The 17,117-nt window shown below is 70.6% G+C and carries 15 protein-coding genes and 1 pseudogene; 5 read left to right on the top strand and 11 right to left on the bottom strand.

Features of this window, described 5'->3' with window-relative positions:
• Window positions 1–8: 8 nt before the first annotated feature.
• On the bottom strand, window positions 9–494 hold the full coding sequence (locus tag J7E89_RS04905) for a GNAT family N-acetyltransferase (RefSeq protein WP_214968775.1): 486 nt from the start codon (window positions 492–494) through the stop codon (window positions 9–11).
• Window positions 495–622: 128 nt separating this feature from the next.
• On the opposite strand from J7E89_RS04905, the gene J7E89_RS04900 reads away from it, so the two are divergent.
• Together J7E89_RS04900 and J7E89_RS04895 are read left to right on the top strand one after the other, a co-directional pair.
• Window positions 623–1,264, top strand: coding sequence for a hypothetical protein (locus tag J7E89_RS04900; protein WP_214968772.1), 642 nt, complete (start codon window positions 623–625; stop codon window positions 1,262–1,264).
• Window positions 1,264–1,596, top strand: a complete 333-nt coding sequence (locus tag J7E89_RS04895) for a hypothetical protein (RefSeq protein WP_214968768.1) — start codon at window positions 1,264–1,266, stop codon at window positions 1,594–1,596. Before J7E89_RS04900 ends, J7E89_RS04895 begins: the two co-directional genes overlap by 1 nt.
• A 21-nt stretch (window positions 1,597–1,617) precedes the next feature.
• Here J7E89_RS04895 and J7E89_RS04890 read toward each other — a convergent pair whose 3' ends face one another.
• Window positions 1,618–1,950: an antibiotic biosynthesis monooxygenase gene (locus J7E89_RS04890; RefSeq protein WP_214968766.1), complete on the bottom strand. Its 333-nt coding sequence runs from the start codon at window positions 1,948–1,950 to the stop codon at window positions 1,618–1,620.
• Window positions 1,951–2,170: 220 nt separating this feature from the next.
• Here J7E89_RS04890 and J7E89_RS04885 point away from each other — a divergent pair, with 220 nt between their 5' ends.
• Window positions 2,171–4,240, top strand: coding sequence for a bifunctional glycosyltransferase 87/phosphatase PAP2 family protein (locus J7E89_RS04885; RefSeq protein WP_374196782.1), 2,070 nt, complete (start codon window positions 2,171–2,173; stop codon window positions 4,238–4,240).
• Window positions 4,241–4,692: 452 nt separating this feature from the next.
• Here J7E89_RS04885 and J7E89_RS04875 read toward each other — a convergent pair whose 3' ends face one another.
• Window positions 4,693–5,154 carry a hypothetical protein gene (locus J7E89_RS04875; RefSeq protein ID WP_214968762.1) on the bottom strand — a complete coding sequence of 154 codons (462 nt, stop codon included), beginning with the start codon at window positions 5,152–5,154 and terminating at the stop codon, window positions 4,693–4,695.
• 246 nt (window positions 5,155–5,400) lie between these two features.
• On the opposite strand from J7E89_RS04875, the gene J7E89_RS04870 reads away from it, so the two are divergent.
• Window positions 5,401–6,222, top strand: coding sequence for an alpha/beta fold hydrolase (locus J7E89_RS04870; RefSeq protein ID WP_308315331.1), 822 nt, complete (start codon window positions 5,401–5,403; stop codon window positions 6,220–6,222).
• 93 nt (window positions 6,223–6,315) lie between these two features.
• On the opposite strand, the pseudogene J7E89_RS04865 reads toward J7E89_RS04870, so the two are convergent.
• Window positions 6,316–7,538, bottom strand: a pseudogene (locus J7E89_RS04865) (cytochrome P450).
• A 164-nt stretch (window positions 7,539–7,702) separates the two neighbouring features.
• On the bottom strand, window positions 7,703–8,947 hold the full coding sequence (locus J7E89_RS04860; protein WP_214968851.1) for a cytochrome P450: 1,245 nt from the start codon (window positions 8,945–8,947) through the stop codon (window positions 7,703–7,705).
• Window positions 8,948–9,193: 246 nt separating this feature from the next.
• Here J7E89_RS04860 and J7E89_RS04855 point away from each other — a divergent pair, with 246 nt between their 5' ends.
• Window positions 9,194–10,363, top strand: a complete 1,170-nt coding sequence (locus tag J7E89_RS04855; RefSeq protein WP_214968756.1) for a steroid 3-ketoacyl-CoA thiolase — start codon at window positions 9,194–9,196, stop codon at window positions 10,361–10,363.
• 58 nt (window positions 10,364–10,421) lie between these two features.
• Here the strand turns inward: J7E89_RS04855 and J7E89_RS04850 are convergent, their stop codons facing one another.
• The 6 genes from J7E89_RS04850 to J7E89_RS04825 all read right to left on the bottom strand — a co-directional run bounded on the left by J7E89_RS04850 (window position 10,422) and on the right by J7E89_RS04825 (window position 17,052).
• On the bottom strand, window positions 10,422–10,838 hold the full coding sequence (locus tag J7E89_RS04850; protein WP_214968754.1) for a transglycosylase SLT domain-containing protein: 417 nt from the start codon (window positions 10,836–10,838) through the stop codon (window positions 10,422–10,424).
• A 275-nt stretch (window positions 10,839–11,113) separates the two neighbouring features.
• Window positions 11,114–11,950 carry an ECF transporter S component gene (locus J7E89_RS04845; RefSeq protein WP_214968751.1) on the bottom strand — a complete coding sequence of 279 codons (837 nt, stop codon included), beginning with the start codon at window positions 11,948–11,950 and terminating at the stop codon, window positions 11,114–11,116.
• Window positions 11,947–13,908 (bottom strand): ABC transporter ATP-binding protein, encoded by a 1,962-nt coding sequence (locus J7E89_RS04840; RefSeq protein ID WP_214968749.1) that lies wholly within the window; start codon window positions 13,906–13,908, stop codon window positions 11,947–11,949. The genes J7E89_RS04845 and J7E89_RS04840 overlap by 4 nt, the downstream gene beginning before the upstream one ends.
• Complete coding sequence (locus tag J7E89_RS04835) at window positions 13,905–15,050, bottom strand: energy-coupling factor transporter transmembrane component T (protein WP_251060102.1); 1,146 nt, start codon at window positions 15,048–15,050, stop codon at window positions 13,905–13,907. Before J7E89_RS04835 ends, J7E89_RS04840 begins: the two co-directional genes overlap by 4 nt.
• 11 nt (window positions 15,051–15,061) lie before the next feature.
• A complete protein-coding gene (locus J7E89_RS04830; protein WP_214968746.1) occupies window positions 15,062–15,772 on the bottom strand; it encodes an SCO2322 family protein in 711 nt (236 codons plus the stop codon).
• Window positions 15,773–15,783: 11 nt separating this feature from the next.
• Window positions 15,784–17,052 carry a prenyltransferase/squalene oxidase repeat-containing protein gene (locus tag J7E89_RS04825; RefSeq protein WP_214968745.1) on the bottom strand — a complete coding sequence of 423 codons (1,269 nt, stop codon included), beginning with the start codon at window positions 17,050–17,052 and terminating at the stop codon, window positions 15,784–15,786.
• Between the last annotated feature and the right edge of the window lie 65 nt (window positions 17,053–17,117).

Genomic DNA, 17,117 nt, shown 5'->3' with positions numbered 1-17,117 from the left:
CGTGCGGCTCACAGCGACTTGGCGAACCAGTGCTCGGCGTACGGGCCCTGGTTGAACGCCGGGACCTCGACGTACCCGTGCCTGGCGTACAACGCGCGTGCCTCTACCAGGTCGTTGCGGGTGTCCAGCCGGATGCGCTTGATCCCGAGTTCGCGGGCCGCCGTCTCGATCGCGGCCAGCAGCAGCCCGCCGCCACCGCTGCCGCGAAAGGCGGGGCGTACGTACACCCGCGTCAGCTCGGCGGTGTCAGCGGTGTTGGGGTCCACCACGCGCAGCCCGGCGCAGGCGGCGGCCTTGGCGTCGTACCGGCCTACGACGAACTCGCCTGTGGGGGCAACGAGCCGCTCAACGCCGTCGTCGGTGAGCCCCTCGTCGATCTCCCGCGTCGTCGCCGGGCGACCCCAATAACGGCTGGCCACCTCGTCGTAGTAGTCGCGGCGCAGGGCCGTCGACTCGGGGGTGTCGTAGCGCTCGGGGGTCACGTTCCAGGCCATGGTCATGTCTGTACCGGTACGCCGGACCGTTTGGCCAGCGAATTACTGGCTACCCGCAGCGGGACAAGCCGTTGCAGGACCAACTACCGAGAAGCGAGTACCGACAACCGAGAACCGGGAAGGCAGTCATGTCCACAGTCTGGATCATCGTTCTGACAGCGGTGGTCGTCATTCTCCTGGCCGCCGTGTTCCTCGTCGCCGGACCGGGCAGGCGAGGTGGCGGGCGCGGACTGAAGAAGCGGTTCGGTCCCGAGTACGACAGGGTCGTCGCCCACCACGACGGCGACACGAAGGCGGCCGAGCGCGAGCTCGACGAGCGCGTCAAGCGGCACGGGTCACTCGAACTGCGGCCGCTGACCCCCGAGACGCGCACGCGGTACGTCGACCGCTGGGCGGCGATCCAGGAGCAGTTCGTCGACTCCCCGCAGCACGCCGTCGTCGAGGCGGACCGGTTGCTGGCACGGCTCGCGGCCGACCGGGGCTTCCCGGCCGACCAGCAGTACGACGAGCAGGTCTCCGCGCTCTCCGTGCACCACGCGGACAAGGTGCAGGGCTATCGCCGGGTGCATCGCGCGGCGAACACCGACAGCAGTACGGAGCAGATGCGCGAGGCCATGCTGGAAGCGCGTGAGCTCTTCGAGACGCTGGTCAGCGCCAAGCCGGCGGACAGCGGCAGGCACCGTCCGCAGCGCGCCGACGACCGCCACGGCCGTACGCACGCCCCGTGGTCGCTGGGCAGGGGCCACCACCCGAAGGGGAGTGGCGCGTAATGACGTACGACGCCAATCCGGGCACCGGGGCGACCACCTCCGCGAGCCCTTCCGAGGCCCCGCTGATCCCCCAGGGCGAGCGCGACAAGCTGGCCCTGCGCCTCCAGCAGGCCGTCAACACCTTCGTGGACGGCCCCCTGCGCGCGGTCGAGGAGGCCGACAGTGTCTTCGAGGAGGCCGCCCGCTGCCTGACCGACGCCGTGGCCGAACGGCGCGGCTTGCTCCGCTCGGCCTGGGCGGGCAAGGACCGGGAGACCGAGGCCGAGACGGAGGAACTGCGGGTCGCCCTGCGTACGTACCGCGAGGCGACGGAGCGCCTGTTGCGGATGTGACGCAGGCCGGAGGGAAGCTGATCAGCCGTTCTTCGGAGCGGCCTGCTGGACCACCTCGAACGACCACAGTGTGGAGCCGGAGGCGGCGGGCTTGGGACGCTCGCCGCCTTCACCCGCGCCCGGACCCTGGTGAGCGGCCTTCATCGACCCCTCCATCCACGCCTGGAACGACGCCTCGTCGGCCCACCGTGTGTAGACGAGGTACTGCTCGGTCCCCTCGACGGGCCGCAGCAGCTCGAACCACTCGAAGCCGTCGGAGTTCTCCACGGACCCGGCCCGCGCCGAGAACCGCTTCTCCAGCACCTCACGCTGCTCGGCCGGCACAGTCAGCACGTTGATCTTCACGATACTCATGCGCCCATCCTGCCGTACGCCACCCGCACTTCCCGGACTCGCACTTCCCGGACTCGCGCCCCAATGGCGGAACGGGGATCGTGGAAAGCAAGGCCCTTTGGGCAAAACCGGATGGCAGTCAGGCGAATCGGGGGTTGCCTGCGTCTTCTGTACGGTCAGTGCGAGGCTCTACGCACCGGGCACGTGGGTGCGGGGACAGGCGGGGAGGGTCGGGCGCGACGTGGCGAATGTGGAGCGGGGCGGACCGGGCGGCGCGATCGGAGCGATCGGCGCCGGAAACAGGGTCGCGGCGGCGCGGATAGCCCTCTGGGCCGTTGTGGCGGCCCTGGCCGGGCGGCAGGTCACGATGCTGCTGCGTACGCCGCCGGGCGAGCGCCTCACCGACCTGGAGACCTGGATCGGCGACCAGGGCGTACTGCACGTCGCCGGCTCCCTCTACGACGGCGGCCGCTTCACCGGCACCCCCTTCGCCGGCCTGGTCCTGAAGCCGCTGGCCCGCTCGGCCGAGGAGAGCCTCGGCGTGGCCTGGACCTTCGGGACGCTGCTGCTCGTCGCCGTACTGGGCATGGTCGTCGCCCGCGCACTGCCGGGGCCCGTCTCCCGGCGAACCGCGCTGCTCGCCGCGCCCGTAGCCATCAGCCTGCTGATGGTGTCGCTGCCCGTGCGCAATACGTTCCACCTCGGCCAGACCAGCATCATCCCCGTCCTCTTCGTTCTCCTCGGCTGCTTCCAGGCGCGCGGTGAACGCAGCTCCGGCGTCCTCATCGGCATCGCCGCGGCCCTTCAGCCCACCGTGCTGCTGTTCGCGCCGCTGCTGTGGCTGACGGGGCGCAGACACGCCGCGCTCACCACGGGCGCGACGTTCGCCGGCGGGTCGGCCCTGGCGTGGGCGGCGCTGCCGCAGGACTCATGGACGTACTGGGTGCACCATGTGGCCGGCGCAGGGCTCGGCGCGCGGCCCGACAGCCTCGCCAACCAGTCCATGCACGGCGCCCTGCTCCGGCTCGGCCTCGAAGGTCCGCTGGAGATCGTCCTTTTCCTGCTGCTGGGCGCGGCCGTCGTCGTACTCGGACTGCGGCGCGCCGTCCGCTACGCCAAGGACGGCCAGCTGCTCCTCGCCGTCGCCCTGACCGGCTGCGTCGCGGTCGCCGTGTCGCCGACGGCCTGGCAGCACCAGCTGCTGTGGGTGCTGCTCGCGGTGGTCGGCCGGGTCGGAAAGCGGTCGTCGGACCGCAGGGTGTGGCCCGCGGCCGTCGTCCTGGTGATGACGCTGCCCGGCACGATGCTGCTGCCCAACGTCGCGCCGCTCATTCCGGTCCGCGACAACGCCCTTCTGGTGGCGGCGCTCGCGGCGGCCTGCGCGGTGCCCTTCGTGTCGCGCACCTCGCCGTACTGGCTCCGGCCCCTTCCCACCGACTACGCGAAGCCGGCAGCGGGCCGCTGGAGACGGGTGCCGCTGCTGCCGTTCTGGCGCCGGGTCCTCACCCGCCCCAACCTGCTCCTCGAACTCCTGCTGATCCGCGCCGGCTACTCCGCCTACTCCGAGGTGCGCACCGCCGCGGCGGGCGGGCGCACCGCCGCCGAGGAAAACGCGCGGCAGATCGTCTCGGCGGAGGAGTTCCTGTACATCGACATCGAGCGCTGGATCAACCACGCGGTGGCGGAACTCGACCCGCTGGAAGCCTTCTTCAACTTCTACTACTCCTCGTTCCACTTCTTCGTACCGCTGACGATCCTCGCTCTGCTGTACGTCCGCCGCCCCGCCGACTACCGCTGGGCCCGCAGCTCGCTCGGCTTCGCGACCGTGCTCGCGCTGGCCGGCTTCTGGCTCTATCCGCTGGCCCCGCCGCGCCTGATGCCGGGCCTCGGCTACATCGACACGGTCCACGGCCCGCAGGACCTCGCGAGCCCCGAGTACGGCGCGCTGACGGCCCTCACGAACCAGTACGCGGCGATGCCCTCACTCCACTTCGGCTGGTCGCTGTGGTGCGGCCTGGTGGTCGTCCTGATCGCGCCGAAGCTGTGGATGAAGCTGGTCGGCATGCTCCACCCCTTCTTCACCGTCTGCGCGATCGTCGCCACCGCCAACCACTGGGTGCTGGACGCGGTCGGCGGGGCGGCGGTGGTCGCCGCGGGCTTCGGTCTGACGTACGTCCTGGCCGGCCCGCGCAAGCTCCTTCAGCCCGCGTCGGCCGCCGAACGCGAACCGTCGCTCCCCAGCGCCGATATGTGCGACGGCAGGGAAATCCCGGCGGGCAGCGCCGGATCGGGCTCCGGTACGCCGAAGTAGGTGCCCATCGGCACGACCCCTGCCCACAGCCCCAGCTCCCCGTCGGGCCCGTCGCCGTCCTCGGGAGGCCCGGACGCCACCTTTACCGACGCCTCGTCCAGCGGCAGCGCGAGCCCTGCTGGAGCGCCTGCCCGACGTCATGCTCGCGGTCGACCCGCAGGAGCTGGCCTGGCGCCCCTCCATCTGGATGCGCGGCCTGACCACCCTGCCGGTGTCCTTCACCCCGGCGTCCCACTGAGCGTCCGCGAGGTGCTGCCGGCGTCGAGCGGGTGCAGGGCGTCCTGCCGCGCTCGTCCCAGGTCCGGCGCTGTCGCGCCAGTGGAGCATGCCGGTGGTGAAGGCGTCGCCAGCCCCGACGGCGTCCGCGACGGTCATGGCCGGGGCGGCCCGGCGCACTGTATTGGCGGGATCCGCCGTCGACGCGGCGGAACACCTCGCCCCACCTCTGTGACTCAGCAGGCGATGCCCTGAGAGCGCAGCCACTCACACTGGGTCTCACCGGAAGTCTTGCCACCGTCGTACGCGCGCGGGTCCTTGTAACCGGGGCCGACGGGCTCGTGCGGCTCAAAGACGCCGTCGCCGTCCAAGTCACCGCCGTTGGGATCGATCTTCCCACTGGGGTTACGGCAAGCTGATCGGTCGGCCGGATCCGTCGTGCACACCTTCCGGCTGTCCGTGGAGGAGTCGGCGGCCTTGCGTTCGGCGGCCTTCTTGGCCTCCGCGTCCTGTGCCGTGACCTGCGCTTCCAGCGCGTCAGTGAGCGAGGAGCTGAACTGCACGGACACGACGGCCGGTTGCCCCGCCGGGGGCTCGGCGGAGCCGCACGCCGACAGCGTGAACGGCAGGCCCGTGGCCAGGAGGACTGAGCCGGCGAGGACAGCAGCCCGGCGGCGGATGCGGAACGTTACAGCCATATTGAGCCCAATGAGCGATTGGCGCTGTTGGTCCGCTTAACACTACGGCGACGTCCGAGAGCAGGTCAACGCATTGTCAGCGGATCCCCCGATGGTTGACACGCGAGTAACATGCGCGCAAAATCGCCGCACCGCACGACATTGTCGAACGGTGTTCAGGCCGAGACCCGTATCGTGCCCGCTCTCGTCTCCACCGCAGCCACCCTCTGTGGTTCCGCTTCCCTTTCGCCTCAGAAGGACACTCCCGTGTCGAGACTGCGCTCGATCCTGACCGCCGCCGCTCTCGCGGTCACCGCAACCGTTGCCTGCCCCCTTCCGTCCGCCGTCGGCGACACCACCGATGTCTCTCCGCCCGGCGCCAATGACTGGTCCTGCAAGCCCGGCGCCGAGCACCCGGAGCCGGTCGTTCTCGTGCACGGCACGTTCGAGACGATGGCCAAGAACTGGCCGACGCTCAGCCCCAGGCTGAAGAGCGAGGGGTACTGCGTCTTCGCGCTGAACTACGGCGGCAACGCCATGCGACCCATCGCCGAGTCGGCAAAGGAACTGGATTCCTTCGTCGGCGCGGTGCTCGGGGCGACCGGCGCACGCAAGGTCGACCTTGTCGGCCACAGTCAGGGCGGAATGATGCCCCGCTACTACACCAAGAACCTCGGCGGCGCGACGAAGGTCGACGACCTGGTCGGGATAGTTCCGTCCAACCACGGGACAGAGACCGTGCTCGTACGGCCTGCCGGTCTCGAGAACACGGCGTGCCCGGCATGCGACGAACAACAGGCGGGCTCGGAGTTCCTGACCGGCCTGAACGCCAAGGACGAGACGCCGGCGGGCCCTCACTACACCGTCGTCACCACCAGGTACGACGAGGTCGTCACGCCCTACACCAGCGCCTTCCTGGACGGATCGGCCCGCGAGGTCACCAACGTCACTCTCCAGGACGCGTGCCCGCTGAACGCCATCGAGCACGATCAGGCGCCCAACGACCCGGTGGTCCACCAGTGGGTTTTGCACGCGCTGGAGCGCACAGGACCGGCCGACCCGGCCTTCAAGCCCTCCTGCGTCGCCTGACGTCTCCCCGGCGCCCCCAAGGCAGCGCCCCTGACCACGCCGGAGACCCCCTTGACCACCATCGGGTCCACCGGCGCGGGGAAGGGCGGCCCATCAGCCGACGGGCGTAAAGGCCACCGGCACAGCCTGCGGCCCCCGGGTGAACACGCCCTGCTCGACGATCTCGGCGCCGTCCGCCAGCCGGATGTCGGGCATCGCGTCGAGCAGCTGGTTCACGCCGGTCTGCACCTCGGCCCGCGCCAGCAGAGCGCCGACGCAGAAGTGCCGTCCCAGGGCGAAGGCCAGGTGATCGGCGGCGGCTGAGAAGGCGTTCGTCGCAGTGAGGTCCCGCCGGCAGATATCGAATGAATCCGCATCGGCGTACCGGCTCTCGTCACGGTTGGCGGAGCCAATCAGGCACGTGACCGTGGCGCCGGCCGGGATCGTGCCGCCGCTGAGCGTCACGTCCGCCGCCGTCTGACGCGTGATCATCTGTACGGGCGGAGTGAAGCGCAGCGTCTCGGCGAAGGCCCGGTCGATGAGCGTGCGGTCCTTCTGTACGGCGGCCAACTGCTCAGGGTGCGCCAGCAGATTCGCGAACAGCGCGGCAATCGCCTTGTCGGTGGTCTCGCCCCCGGCGGCGAGCAGCAGGCTGCAGAACGCCTTGATGTCCTCGTCACTCATCCGTACGCCGTCGACCTCGGCCGCGCACAGGGTGGACAGCAGGTCGGTGCCCGGCGCCTTCCGGCACTCCTGGATGACAGGGATCATGTACTCGGCGAATTCCACGCGCGTACGCTCGCCCGCCGCCGCCACTTCGGGGTCACCGGCCAGATTGCCGAGGAAGGCGATCACGGTGGTGTACCAGTGGTGGAACTTCGCGTGATCACCCTTGTCGAGACCGAGCATGTCGGCGATGACGTTCACGGGGAAGCGGGTCGCGAACGCCTCGACGAGGTCGACGGTGCCCCGGCCCCGGAAGGTGTCAATGAGCTCGCGGGCATTGCGCTCGATGACCGGCAGGAACATCTCCTGGAGGTCCTTGCCCCGAAACGCGGGAGCCACCAGCGCACGGCGCACGGCGTGTTCGCGCCCGCTGAGCTGAAGGATGGTCTTCCCGTGCACGGGCTCGATCTGCCAGTCGTAGTTGTCGGTGGTGAACACCGACTCCTTGTCCTTGAAGGCCCGTTCGACGTCCTCGTACCGGGATATGACGTAACTCTGCATCGCCTCGTGCCAGAACAGCGGCGCGGATCCCGCATCACCTTGTAGGCGGCGTACGGATTCGCGGCGAACTCGGGCGAAAGCAGGTCGGGGACGTGCTGGGCCGTCGGCATTGGGCGGATGCTCCCTCGATCGGTAACGGGCAGACCACCCAACGTCATTGATCATTCACCAGTACGGACAGCCCAGGCCCACGTCGGCGACCGTACGCCGGATGAACGGGCGGCGGGGTCCATGGCGGGGGGAGAGACGGTCCCCCGCCGCCCGAAGGTGCGGGTCAGTCGCGGCTGACCTGGAGTTCCTTGATGCCGTTCAGCCACGCGGACCGCAGCCGGCGGGGGGCGCCGGCGAGCTTGAGATCAGGCAAGGCGTCCGCGATCGCGTTGAAGATCAGGTTGATCTCCAGCACAGCCAGCGACTTACCGAGGCAGAAGTGCGGGCCCCCGCCGCCGAATCCGAGGTGCGGGTTCGGATCCCGCGTGATGTCGAACTGCTGCGGGGCGTCGAAGACTTCGGGATCGTTGTTGGCGGAGGAGTAGAAGAGCCCCACCCGGTCGCCCTTCTTGATCTGCTGCCCGCCCAGTTCGACATCTGCCGTCGCCGTCCGCTGGAACGAGACCACCGGCGTAGCCCAACGCACAATCTCCTCGGCGGCCGTCTCGGGACGGTCCCTCTTGTAGAGCTCCCACTGCTCGGGATGCGTAAGAAAGGCATGCATACCGTGGCTGATCGCGTTGCGGGTCGTCTCATTCCCCGCGACCGCCAGAAGGATCACGAAGAAGCCGAACTCGTCCGAGCCCAGATTCCCTTCGCCCTCCGCCGCGACGAGCTGCGACACGATGTCCTTGGCCGGACATTCCTTGCGGGCGGCGGCGAGGTTCATCGCGTACGTGACGATCTCCATGGCCGCCTCGGTGCCGACTTCCTCGGTGATGGCGTACTCGGGATCGTCGTACGCCGCCATCTTGTTTGACCAGTCGAAAATCTTCGTCCGGTCCTCCTGCGGTACGCCGATGAGCTCGGCGATGGCCTGGAGAGGAAGCTCGACGGCGATGTTGGTGACGAAGTCGAAGGTGTTGTCGTCGGCAGCGCCGGCAATCGCGGTCTCGACAATAGAGCGGGCGCGGTTGCGCAACGCCTCCTCAAGGGAGCGGATCGCACGAGGAGTGAAGCCGCGCTGGACGATCTGGCGGACGCGGGTGTGCTCGGGCGGGTCCATGTTGAGCATGATCAGCTTCTGGACCTCGATCTGGTCGCGGCTGATCGACTCGTTGAAGCGGATGACGGCGGTGTTGGTGTTCGAGGAGAAGAGCTCCGGGTGCGTGGAGACGTACTTGACGTCGGCGTGGCGTGTGACGGCCCAATAGCCCTCGTCGTCGAAACCGGAGATGCCGGGGGGTTGCGCGCACCACCACACCGGGGCGGTCTGCCGCATCTGCGCGAACTCCGGATGCGGTACGCGGGCTTGGAGCAGGTCGGGGTCGGTGAAGTCGAACCCTTCGGGCAGCGCGGGGCAGTGCATCGGCAGCTCCAATGTCTGACGACCCATCAGAAGTTGAGTTGCCGGGAATGTAGTAACGAGTTCTATAAGAGGCAAGGCTCCCGGCGCCATCTGTTGCGTGTGGAGTGCGTGCACAACGCGTGCAAGACCCTTGCGCTGCCGGGGCGGCACTCATAAGACTACTCAGATAACTAGAACGCGTACTAGTTGCGCAGCTGCCGTGGGGGCGCCGGGGGGACGTCCTGCGGACAAGGAGAGGACGAGCTCATGGCCGCGGAACCCGTCATCGTCGAAGCTGTACGCACCCCCATCGGCAAGCGCGGAGGCGCGCTCGCCAACCTCCACCCCGCCTATCTCCTGGGCGAGACCTACCGCGAACTTCTCGGCCGTACCGCCATCCATGCCGACTGCGTCGAGCAGATCGTCGGCGGTACGGTCACCCACGCCGGCGAGCAGTCCATGAACCCGGCGCGCAACGCGTGGCTGGCGGTCGGTCTGCCGTACGAGACGGCTGCGACGACGGTCGACTGCCAGTGCGGCTCGTCCCAGCAGGCCAGCCACATGGTCGCCAACATGATCGCCGCTGGGGTCATCGATGTGGGCATCAGCTGCGGAGTCGAAGCCATGTCGCGGGTGCCGCTCGGCTCCGGGTCCAAGTACGGGCCGGGAAAGCCGTGGCCGGACGAGTGGAACGTAGACCTGCCCAATCAGTTCGAGGCGGCCGAGCGGATAGCGCGCAAGCGCGGCCTGACGCGTGAACGGGTCGACTCGCTGGGCCTGCTGTCCCAGGAGCGGGCGGCCACCGCCTGGGCCGAGGAGCGTTTCAAGCGGGAGACCTTCGCCGTGCAGGTGCCGACGACCGAGGAGGAGCAGGCGGCCGGGCAGGGCATGTGGCGGCTCGTCGACCGGGACGAGGGGCTGCGGGATACGTCGATGGAGGCGCTGGCCCGGCTCAAGCCGGTCATGCCGACCGCCGTGCACACGGCCGGGAACTCCTCGCAGATATCCGACGGCGCGAGCGCGATCATGTGGGCGTCCAAGCGGATGGCGCGCGCACTCAAGCTCAAGCCGCGCGCGCGGATTGTCGCCCAGGCGCTGGTCGGATCGGACCCGCACTTCCACCTCGACGGACCGATCGACGCGACGCGGGCGGTGCTCGGCAAGGCGGGGATGTCGCTCAAGGACATCGACCTCGTCGAGATCAACGAGGCCTTCGGCTCAGTGGTGCTGAGCTGGGCTCAGGTCTTCGAGCAGGACCTGGAGAAGGTGAACGTAAACGGCGGGGCGATCGCGCTCGGCCACCCGGTGGGCGCGACGGGCGCCCGGCTGATCGCCACGGCGCTGCACGAACTGGAGCGCCGGGACAAGGAGTTCGCGCTCATCACGATGTGCGCGGGCGGCGCGCTGGCGACCGGGACCATCATCCAGCGGCTGTAGCCTCGACGGGCGTACAGCGCCAAGCAGGTGCGGACTGAGGGCCGGGTGGATCAGTGGATCAGTACCAGCCGTTGGACTGCCAGAAGCTCCAGGCGTCGCACGGGCTGCCGTAGCGCTCGTTCATGTAGTCCAGGCCCCACTCGATCTGGGTGGCCGGGTTGGTCTTCCAGTCCGCGCCCGCGGAGGACATCTTGGAGGCGGGCAGGGCCTGGACCAGGCCGTACGCGCCGGACGAGGCGTTGCTGGCCTGCGGGTTCCAGCCGCTCTCGTGCTCGACGATCTTGTCGAAGCACGCGTACTGGGCGGCGTCCGGGATCATCTGCTTGGCCACGGTCTGCGGGCTCGCGGCAGCGGCCTCGGCCTCGGAGACGCCGCCACCCATGACCACCACACCCATTGAGCCGAGCAGCACGGCAGCGCCGGCGGCGACGGACTTGGGGCGAGCGATGAGGCGGTTGATGATCGAGAACGACACGCGGATGCCTAACGTCGGGTACGGGGGATGTCGCGGGTGGGCCGGTGGCGACCGGCGTGCTGCGCCCGGCGACTGCTCCAATGAAGCAGCCCCGCAGCCGTGCCGCAATCGCCCCTCTTACTAGCAGAACTGGTAAATCGGGCATGACGACCTGGTGTGCGCTAGTGGCGATCTGTGCAGGTCAGCGCATTGGAGGAGCGGTCTGCGGCGGATCTGGAGGGCTACTATCCCGCCTAGTCGAGGACCAAGGTCCTGTGGGCCCTCTCACCGCTCGGTCAGCGTTGCGGGCCCTCGAATGTGACGTGGGCCTCGAAGGCCGCGCGGCGCGTGGCCCGGCGCAGTGCCTTGAGGAGGGTGCCGCCGATGGTGAGGGTCAGTACGACGGTGAGCGTGGCCCGGCCCAGGTCCCAGCCGAGCGATGTGGTGAGGCAGAACACGACGAAGCGGGCCAGGTTCTCGTGGAGAGGCTCGCCGCCCTGGAAGGAGACGCTGGATGTGCCTTCGCTGTAGTAAGGCCAGCCCTGCAGGTTCATGACGACGCCGTAGAGGACGGCGGCGACACAGGCGTACGCCGCCAGCATCGCCAGTTCCATACGGCCGCGCAGGCGCTCCGCGCCCGGCAGCAGGCCCGCGCCCATCGTGAACCAGCCCAGGGATAGCATCTGGAACGGCATCCACGGCCCGACGCCACCCGTGAGCAGCGCGGACGCGAACATCGTCACCGAGCCGAGTACGAAGCCGAAGCCGGGACCCAGGACGCGCCCGCTCAGCATCATCAGAAAGAACATCGGCTCCAGGCCGGCCGTCCCCGCTCCCAGCGGGCGAAGCGCCGCGCCGACGGCGGCCAGTACGCCCAGCATCGCGACGGCCTTCGCGTCGAGCCCGGAGTCGGCGATCGTCGCGACGACGACGGCGACGAGGAGGGGGAGGAGAGCGGCGAGGAGCCAGGGGGCGTCCTGGGAGTGGTCGCGGGCGAGCCCGGAGGTGGGGGCGGCGAGCAGTGGCCAGCCGAAGGCGATTACCCCGATCGCGCTGATGAGGAGGAGTGCGGCGACGGAGCGGGGCCCGAGACGTACGGGCCGGGTGGCCTTTGGGGGCTTCGTGGTGGTCATGCCGTGGTCCCGTTCCCGGCCAGCGCGTCGCGTACCTGCGTGACGGTCAGCCACTGCTGCGGCGCGAGGATCTTCGCGACCTGCGGGGCGAAGGCGGGGGAGGAGACGACGGCCTCGGCCGTCGGGCCGTCCGCGACCACCTCGCCGTCGGCGAGGATCACGACACGGTGGGCCAGTTCCGCGGCGAGCTCGACGTCGTGGGTTGCGAGGATGATCGCGTGCCCTTGGGTGGCCAGGTCGCGCAGCAGACCTACCAGGCGGGCCTTCGCCGCGTAGTCCAGGCCGCGGGTCGGCTCGTCGAGGAGGAGGAGTGGGGGGCGTCCGGTGAGTACGAGGGCCAGGGCGAGGGCGAGGCGCTGGCCCTCGGACAGGTCGCGGGGGTGCGTGTCGTCCTGGATGCCGGGCAGTAGCTCGGCGACCAGGGACCGGCAGGTGCCGGGGTCGGCGCCGGCGTCGCTGTCGGCCGCCGCGCACTCGGCGGCGACGGTATCGGCGTAGAGCAGATCCCGCGGCTCCTGCGGGACGAGGCCGACCTCGCGGACCATGTCGCGGGGGCGGGTGAGGTGGGGGGTGCGGCCGCCGACGGTGATGGTGCCGGTGGTGGGCTCGATCATGCCGACGAGGGCGGAGAGGAGGGTGGACTTGCCGGCGCCGTTGCGGCCCATGAGGGCGATGGTTTCGCCGCGGGACACGGTGAGCGTGACGCGGCGCAGGGCCTCGATGCGGGCGCGGCGGATGCCGAGGTTGGTGACGGTGGCTACGGTGCGGGCGCCGGTGCCGGTGGCTTCGGCGGAGGGCGGCTCGGGGCGGCGGCGCACCAGGCGAGCGAGCTTTTCCCCTACCCGCCCCTTCCCGAAACTGGGGGCTCCGCCCCCAGACCCCCGGTCCTCAAACGCCGGACGGGCTGGATGGTGCCGGGCAGCGGGCTTGCTCGGCTCGTGGTCCCCAGGACGCCCTTCGGCCGTGTCCTCAAACGCCGGACCGGTTGGATGCGCGCGCCCAGCGGCACGGTCCCGCTCAGCGGGCATATCCAGCCCCTCCGGCGTTTGAGGAGCGGGGTCTGGGGCGGAGCCCTCCACGCGGCGGAGCCGCAAAGTGTCACAGCGGGAAGGGGCGGGGTAGGGGAGAGAACCCGGCTCCGCCTCCGCCAGCCGCGCCCGCAGGGTCGTGGCGCGGCGGCGGGCGTCCCGTACCGAGAGGGGGAGCGGGGTCCAGCCCGCCAGGCGGCCCAGCGCCACCACCGGCGGGTGAACCGGGGACACCGCCATGACGGCGCCGGGTTCACCCATCACCGGCGCCTCGCCCGGCCCCGCCAGCAAGATCACCTGGTCCGCGTACTGCACCACCCGCTCCAGGCGGTGCTCGGCCAGCAGCACGGTCGTACCCAGGTCGTGGACCAGGCGTTGCAGCACCGCCAGCACCTCCTCCGCCGCCGCAGGGTCCAGCGCCGACGTCGGCTCGTCCAGGACCAGCACCTTCGGATGCGGCGTCAGCACCGAGCCGATCGCGACCCGCTGCTGCTGCCCGCCGGAGAGCGTGGCGATCGGGCGGTCGCGGAGCTCCGCGAGGCCGAGCAGGTCCAGCGTCTCCTCCACCCGGCGGCGCATCACGTCCGGCGCGAGGCCGAGCGATTCCATGCCGTACGCCAGCTCGTCCTCGACCGTGTCGGTGACGAAGTGGGCCAGCGGGTCCTGGCCCACCGTCCCCACCACGTCGGCGAGTTCGCGCGGCTTGTGGGTCCTGGTGTCGCGGCCGTCGACCGTCACGCGGCCGCGCAGCGTGCCGCCCGTGAAGTGCGGGACCAGGCCGGAGACCGTGCCGAGCAGCGTCGACTTGCCGACCCCCGACGGGCCGACCAGCAGCACCAGCTCGCCCTCCGGAACGGTGAGGTCGACGCCCTGGATCGCGGGCGACGCGGCATCGTCGTAGCTGACCGACACATTCTCGAACCGGATCACTGGGGAGTCGCTTTCACTGCGGGAGGAGGTACGGAAGGTGCCGGAGGTACGGAAGGGGCCGGCGGTACGGGAGCCACGAACGCCGGTAGCAAGCCGATCAGTACGGACCCCGCCGGCCACAGCGGGAACTCGGGCGCCACGAGCGGGACGACACCGGGGTGCAGAGCCACCGGGTCGTACGCCGCCGCCCAGATCATCAGCGCCGCCACGGCCGCCCCCGACCCCGCCACCAGCCACGCCCGTATGCCCCACTCATCGGGCCGGTAGCAGGTACGGACGCTGCGCCGGCCGCCGAGGCGCAGTCCCGCCAGCGCGGCGACGAGCCCCGCGGCCATGACCGGCAGACCGTACGTCGCACCTTCGGCGGCCAGCAGCCCGTACGACCCGGCGCACACCCCCAGCAGACCGCCCAGCGTCAGCGCGGTCGTCGTGTGGCGTACGGCGGGCGGGACTTGGGCGGTGCGGCCGTAGCCGCGCGCGTCCATCGACGCGGCCACCGCCACCGACCGCTCCAGCGCGCCCTCCAGAACCGGCAGCCCGATCTGGAGCACTGCTCCCACCCCACCCGTCGGCCGGCCGCGCAGGCGGCGCGCGGTGCGCAGCCGCACCACGTCGGCCACCATGTTCGGCGCGAACGTCATCGCCACGACGACGGCGACCCCCACCTCGTACAGCGCGCCCGGCAGCGACTTGAGCAGCCGGGCCGGATTGGCGAGCGCGTTCGCGGCGCCGACGCAGATGAGGAGCGTGGCCAGCTTCGCCCCGTCGTACAGGGCGAAGACGAGCTGCTCCGCCGTCACACGCCCACCGATCCGCACGCCCTGCGCCCAGTCGGGCAGGGGTACTTCGGGGAGCGTGAAGAGGGTGTGGCTGCCGGGGATCGGTGAGCCGAGGAACGTCGAGAAGACGAGGCGGATGCCGATGACGAGCAGGCCGAGCTTGACGAAGGCCCCGTACGAACGCGCCCACGGCGCATCCGTCCGCCGCGCGGCCACCACGTACCCGGCCACCCCCACCAGCATCCCGAGCAGCAGCGGATTGGTGGTCCGGGACGCGGCGGTGGCCAGGCCGAGCGCCCACAGCCACCAGGCCCCGGCATGCAGGGCGTTGCTGCGGCTGGCTTGAGGCGCACGGAGCGTCATGGAGAGGGAGGTCATCCGCGGCGGCGGCGCGCCTGCCACACGCCTGCGGCGCCGAGCGCGAGTACGGCGGCGAGGCCGACGAGCAGTCCGGCGGACGGTCCGCTGTCGTTGCCATCCCTGTCGCTGTCGCTGTCCGTGGGCTTACGTGTGGCGGGAGCGTCGTCGCGGCCTGCCACCTGGTCACCGCAGCCCGTCTTCGGGTACCCGGAGATCGCGCAGAGCAGCGCCGTGCTGTCGTAGCGCAGCGGCTTCGCCACCGAGGCGAGCGCGTCCGCCGCCGTCGCGTCCGCAGCCGTCCGCGCGCAGGCGGTGCGCAGCGCGGGCGGCTGCTCGCCGTCCGGGGCGTCGGCCGCCGTACCGGGGTCGATGACGACGGCGATCCGCTTGGCACCGTCCTTGGCGGGCGTCTCGTCGTCGCAGATGGCGTCGAAGGAGTCGGCCGCGTGGCGCGGCTTCGCGGAGTCCTGCGAGTCCTCGCTCACCGAGAACCGGAAGCCGATCACGTCACCGTCGGCGGGCCGGGCGGTGGCGGGCCCCTGGGTGGCGTACGTCCACTCACCGCCGTCGCTCTCCCAGAACGACCAGTAGCGGTAACCCGACGACGCGAACTGGGCGGATGCCACCTGGGCGGACGCGGCCTGCGCCGACCCCGCCGCCGCCCCGCCCAGCACCGCGAGCGCGGCGCCGAGCGTGAGGACGGCGGCCGTCAGCCGCCTACGCACTCCCGCAACTGTCACAGCTGCTGGTTCTTCTTCTTGCGGCCGCTGAACAGGATGCCGGCGCCGACGCTGGCGATGAAGATGACCGCCACGATCCACCACGTGCCGAAGGCACCGCCGTCGTCGCTGTCCTTCTTCTCCTCGTCGGCCGACTCGGCGGCCTCGGGCGCCGGGCCGGTCGCGTTGAGCGCCTTCACGAGGTCGGCGCCGCCGAAGCTCTTCGGGTCGGTGCCGGTCGCGTTCGCGGCGAGGACCAGCTGGGCGTACGCGGCGGGCCCGTTCTCCTTGGCCCAGGCCGCGGAGTTCTCCTCCAGCCACTCCAGCGGCTTCTTCGCCTGCTCGGCGCCGCCCTGCGCGGCCAGCGCCACGACGGCGTCCGCCGTGTTGCCGAAGTCGGGCTGCGGCTTCGCGTCCTCGGCGCCGGGCATGGGGGCCGTGTCGAGGTGCCCGGTCTTGGCGAGTACGCCGGTGAGGTACGTGGCGCCGTTCGCGGCGGCCTGCGGGGGCGCCAGCTTGCCCTTAGCGCACTTGACGGGCTTCTGGCCGGGCTTTTCGCCGCCCTTCTTGCCCTTCGCGTCCAGCCCCTGGCCGAGCCCGCCCAGTACACCCGCCGCCGTAGCGTCGGCGTTGGGCGCAAGCTTGCCGGACTTGTCCGGCTGGTAGGCGAACGCACCGCCGCCCGTCTTCGCGTCGCACGGGATCGAGAAGGTGACGAGCGCGTCGTACGGCGACTTGCCCTCCTGCGACTTCACCTCGGCCGGCTTCTCGCCCGCCGCGGCCAGTGCGCCGATCACGATCGAGGTGGAGTTGGAGTCGCTCGCGCCGCCCGGGTTGTAGCTCCAGCCGCCGTCCTGGTTCTGCACGGACTTCAGCCAGCTGACGCCCTTCTTCACCGCGGCGTCCTGCCCACCGAGCGCCTTCAGCGCCTGCACGGCGGCGGCGGTCGCGTTGCTGTCCATCATGGTCTTCGACGTGCACGGCTCGGCGGCGTCGGCGCGGAAGGACGGGAAGCCGCCGCTGTCGCACTGCTGGCCTACCAGCCAGTTCACGGCCTTCGCGGCGGGCTTGACGCCCACCGTGTCCTGGGCGAGGAGGGCCAGCGACTGCCGCCAGACACCGTCGTACGTCGGGTCCTTCTCGCCGTAGAGCCCCGAGGGGACAATGGGCGTGGGGGACGGTGCGGCGACGGCGGCGGTCGTGGTCGTGGCCACCGTCGTGGTCGCGGTCGCGCAGAGTACGGCGGAAGCTGCGAGCACGGTGGCTGCGCTGCGGCGAAGGGTCATGACGGGCGGGGGCCTCTCCTGCTGAGGAGCCGGGCCCGGGCACGCGGAAACCACGCACCAGGCTC

The sequence above is a fragment of the Streptomyces sp. ISL-100 genome (assembly GCF_018614615.1).
Lineage (GTDB): Bacteria > Actinomycetota > Actinomycetes > Streptomycetales > Streptomycetaceae > Streptomyces.
Note: the sequence above shows the minus strand (reverse complement) of the source record. Positions and strands in the feature narration are given on the sequence as shown.

Bases quoted from the DNA above. Each gene is read 5' to 3' on its own strand.
- J7E89_RS04905 (WP_214968775.1), bottom strand. From the start codon at position 494: ATGGCCTGGAACGTGACCCCCGAGCGCTACGACACCCCCGAGTCGACG.
- J7E89_RS04900 (WP_214968772.1), top strand. From the start codon at position 623: ATGTCCACAGTCTGGATCATCGTTCTGACAGCGGTGGTCGTCATTCTC.
- J7E89_RS04895 (WP_214968768.1), top strand. From the start codon at position 1,264: ATGACGTACGACGCCAATCCGGGCACCGGGGCGACCACCTCCGCGAGC.
- J7E89_RS04890 (WP_214968766.1), bottom strand. From the start codon at position 1,950: ATGAGTATCGTGAAGATCAACGTGCTGACTGTGCCGGCCGAGCAGCGT.
- J7E89_RS04875 (WP_214968762.1), bottom strand. From the start codon at position 5,154: ATGGCTGTAACGTTCCGCATCCGCCGCCGGGCTGCTGTCCTCGCCGGC.
- J7E89_RS04860 (WP_214968851.1), bottom strand. From the start codon at position 8,947: ATGCACTGCCCCGCGCTGCCCGAAGGGTTCGACTTCACCGACCCCGAC.
- J7E89_RS04855 (WP_214968756.1), top strand. From the start codon at position 9,194: ATGGCCGCGGAACCCGTCATCGTCGAAGCTGTACGCACCCCCATCGGC.
- J7E89_RS04845 (WP_214968751.1), bottom strand. From the start codon at position 11,950: ATGACCACCACGAAGCCCCCAAAGGCCACCCGGCCCGTACGTCTCGGG.
- J7E89_RS04835 (WP_251060102.1), bottom strand. From the start codon at position 15,050: ATGACGCTCCGTGCGCCTCAAGCCAGCCGCAGCAACGCCCTGCATGCC.
- J7E89_RS04825 (WP_214968745.1), bottom strand. From the start codon at position 17,052: ATGACCCTTCGCCGCAGCGCAGCCACCGTGCTCGCAGCTTCCGCCGTA.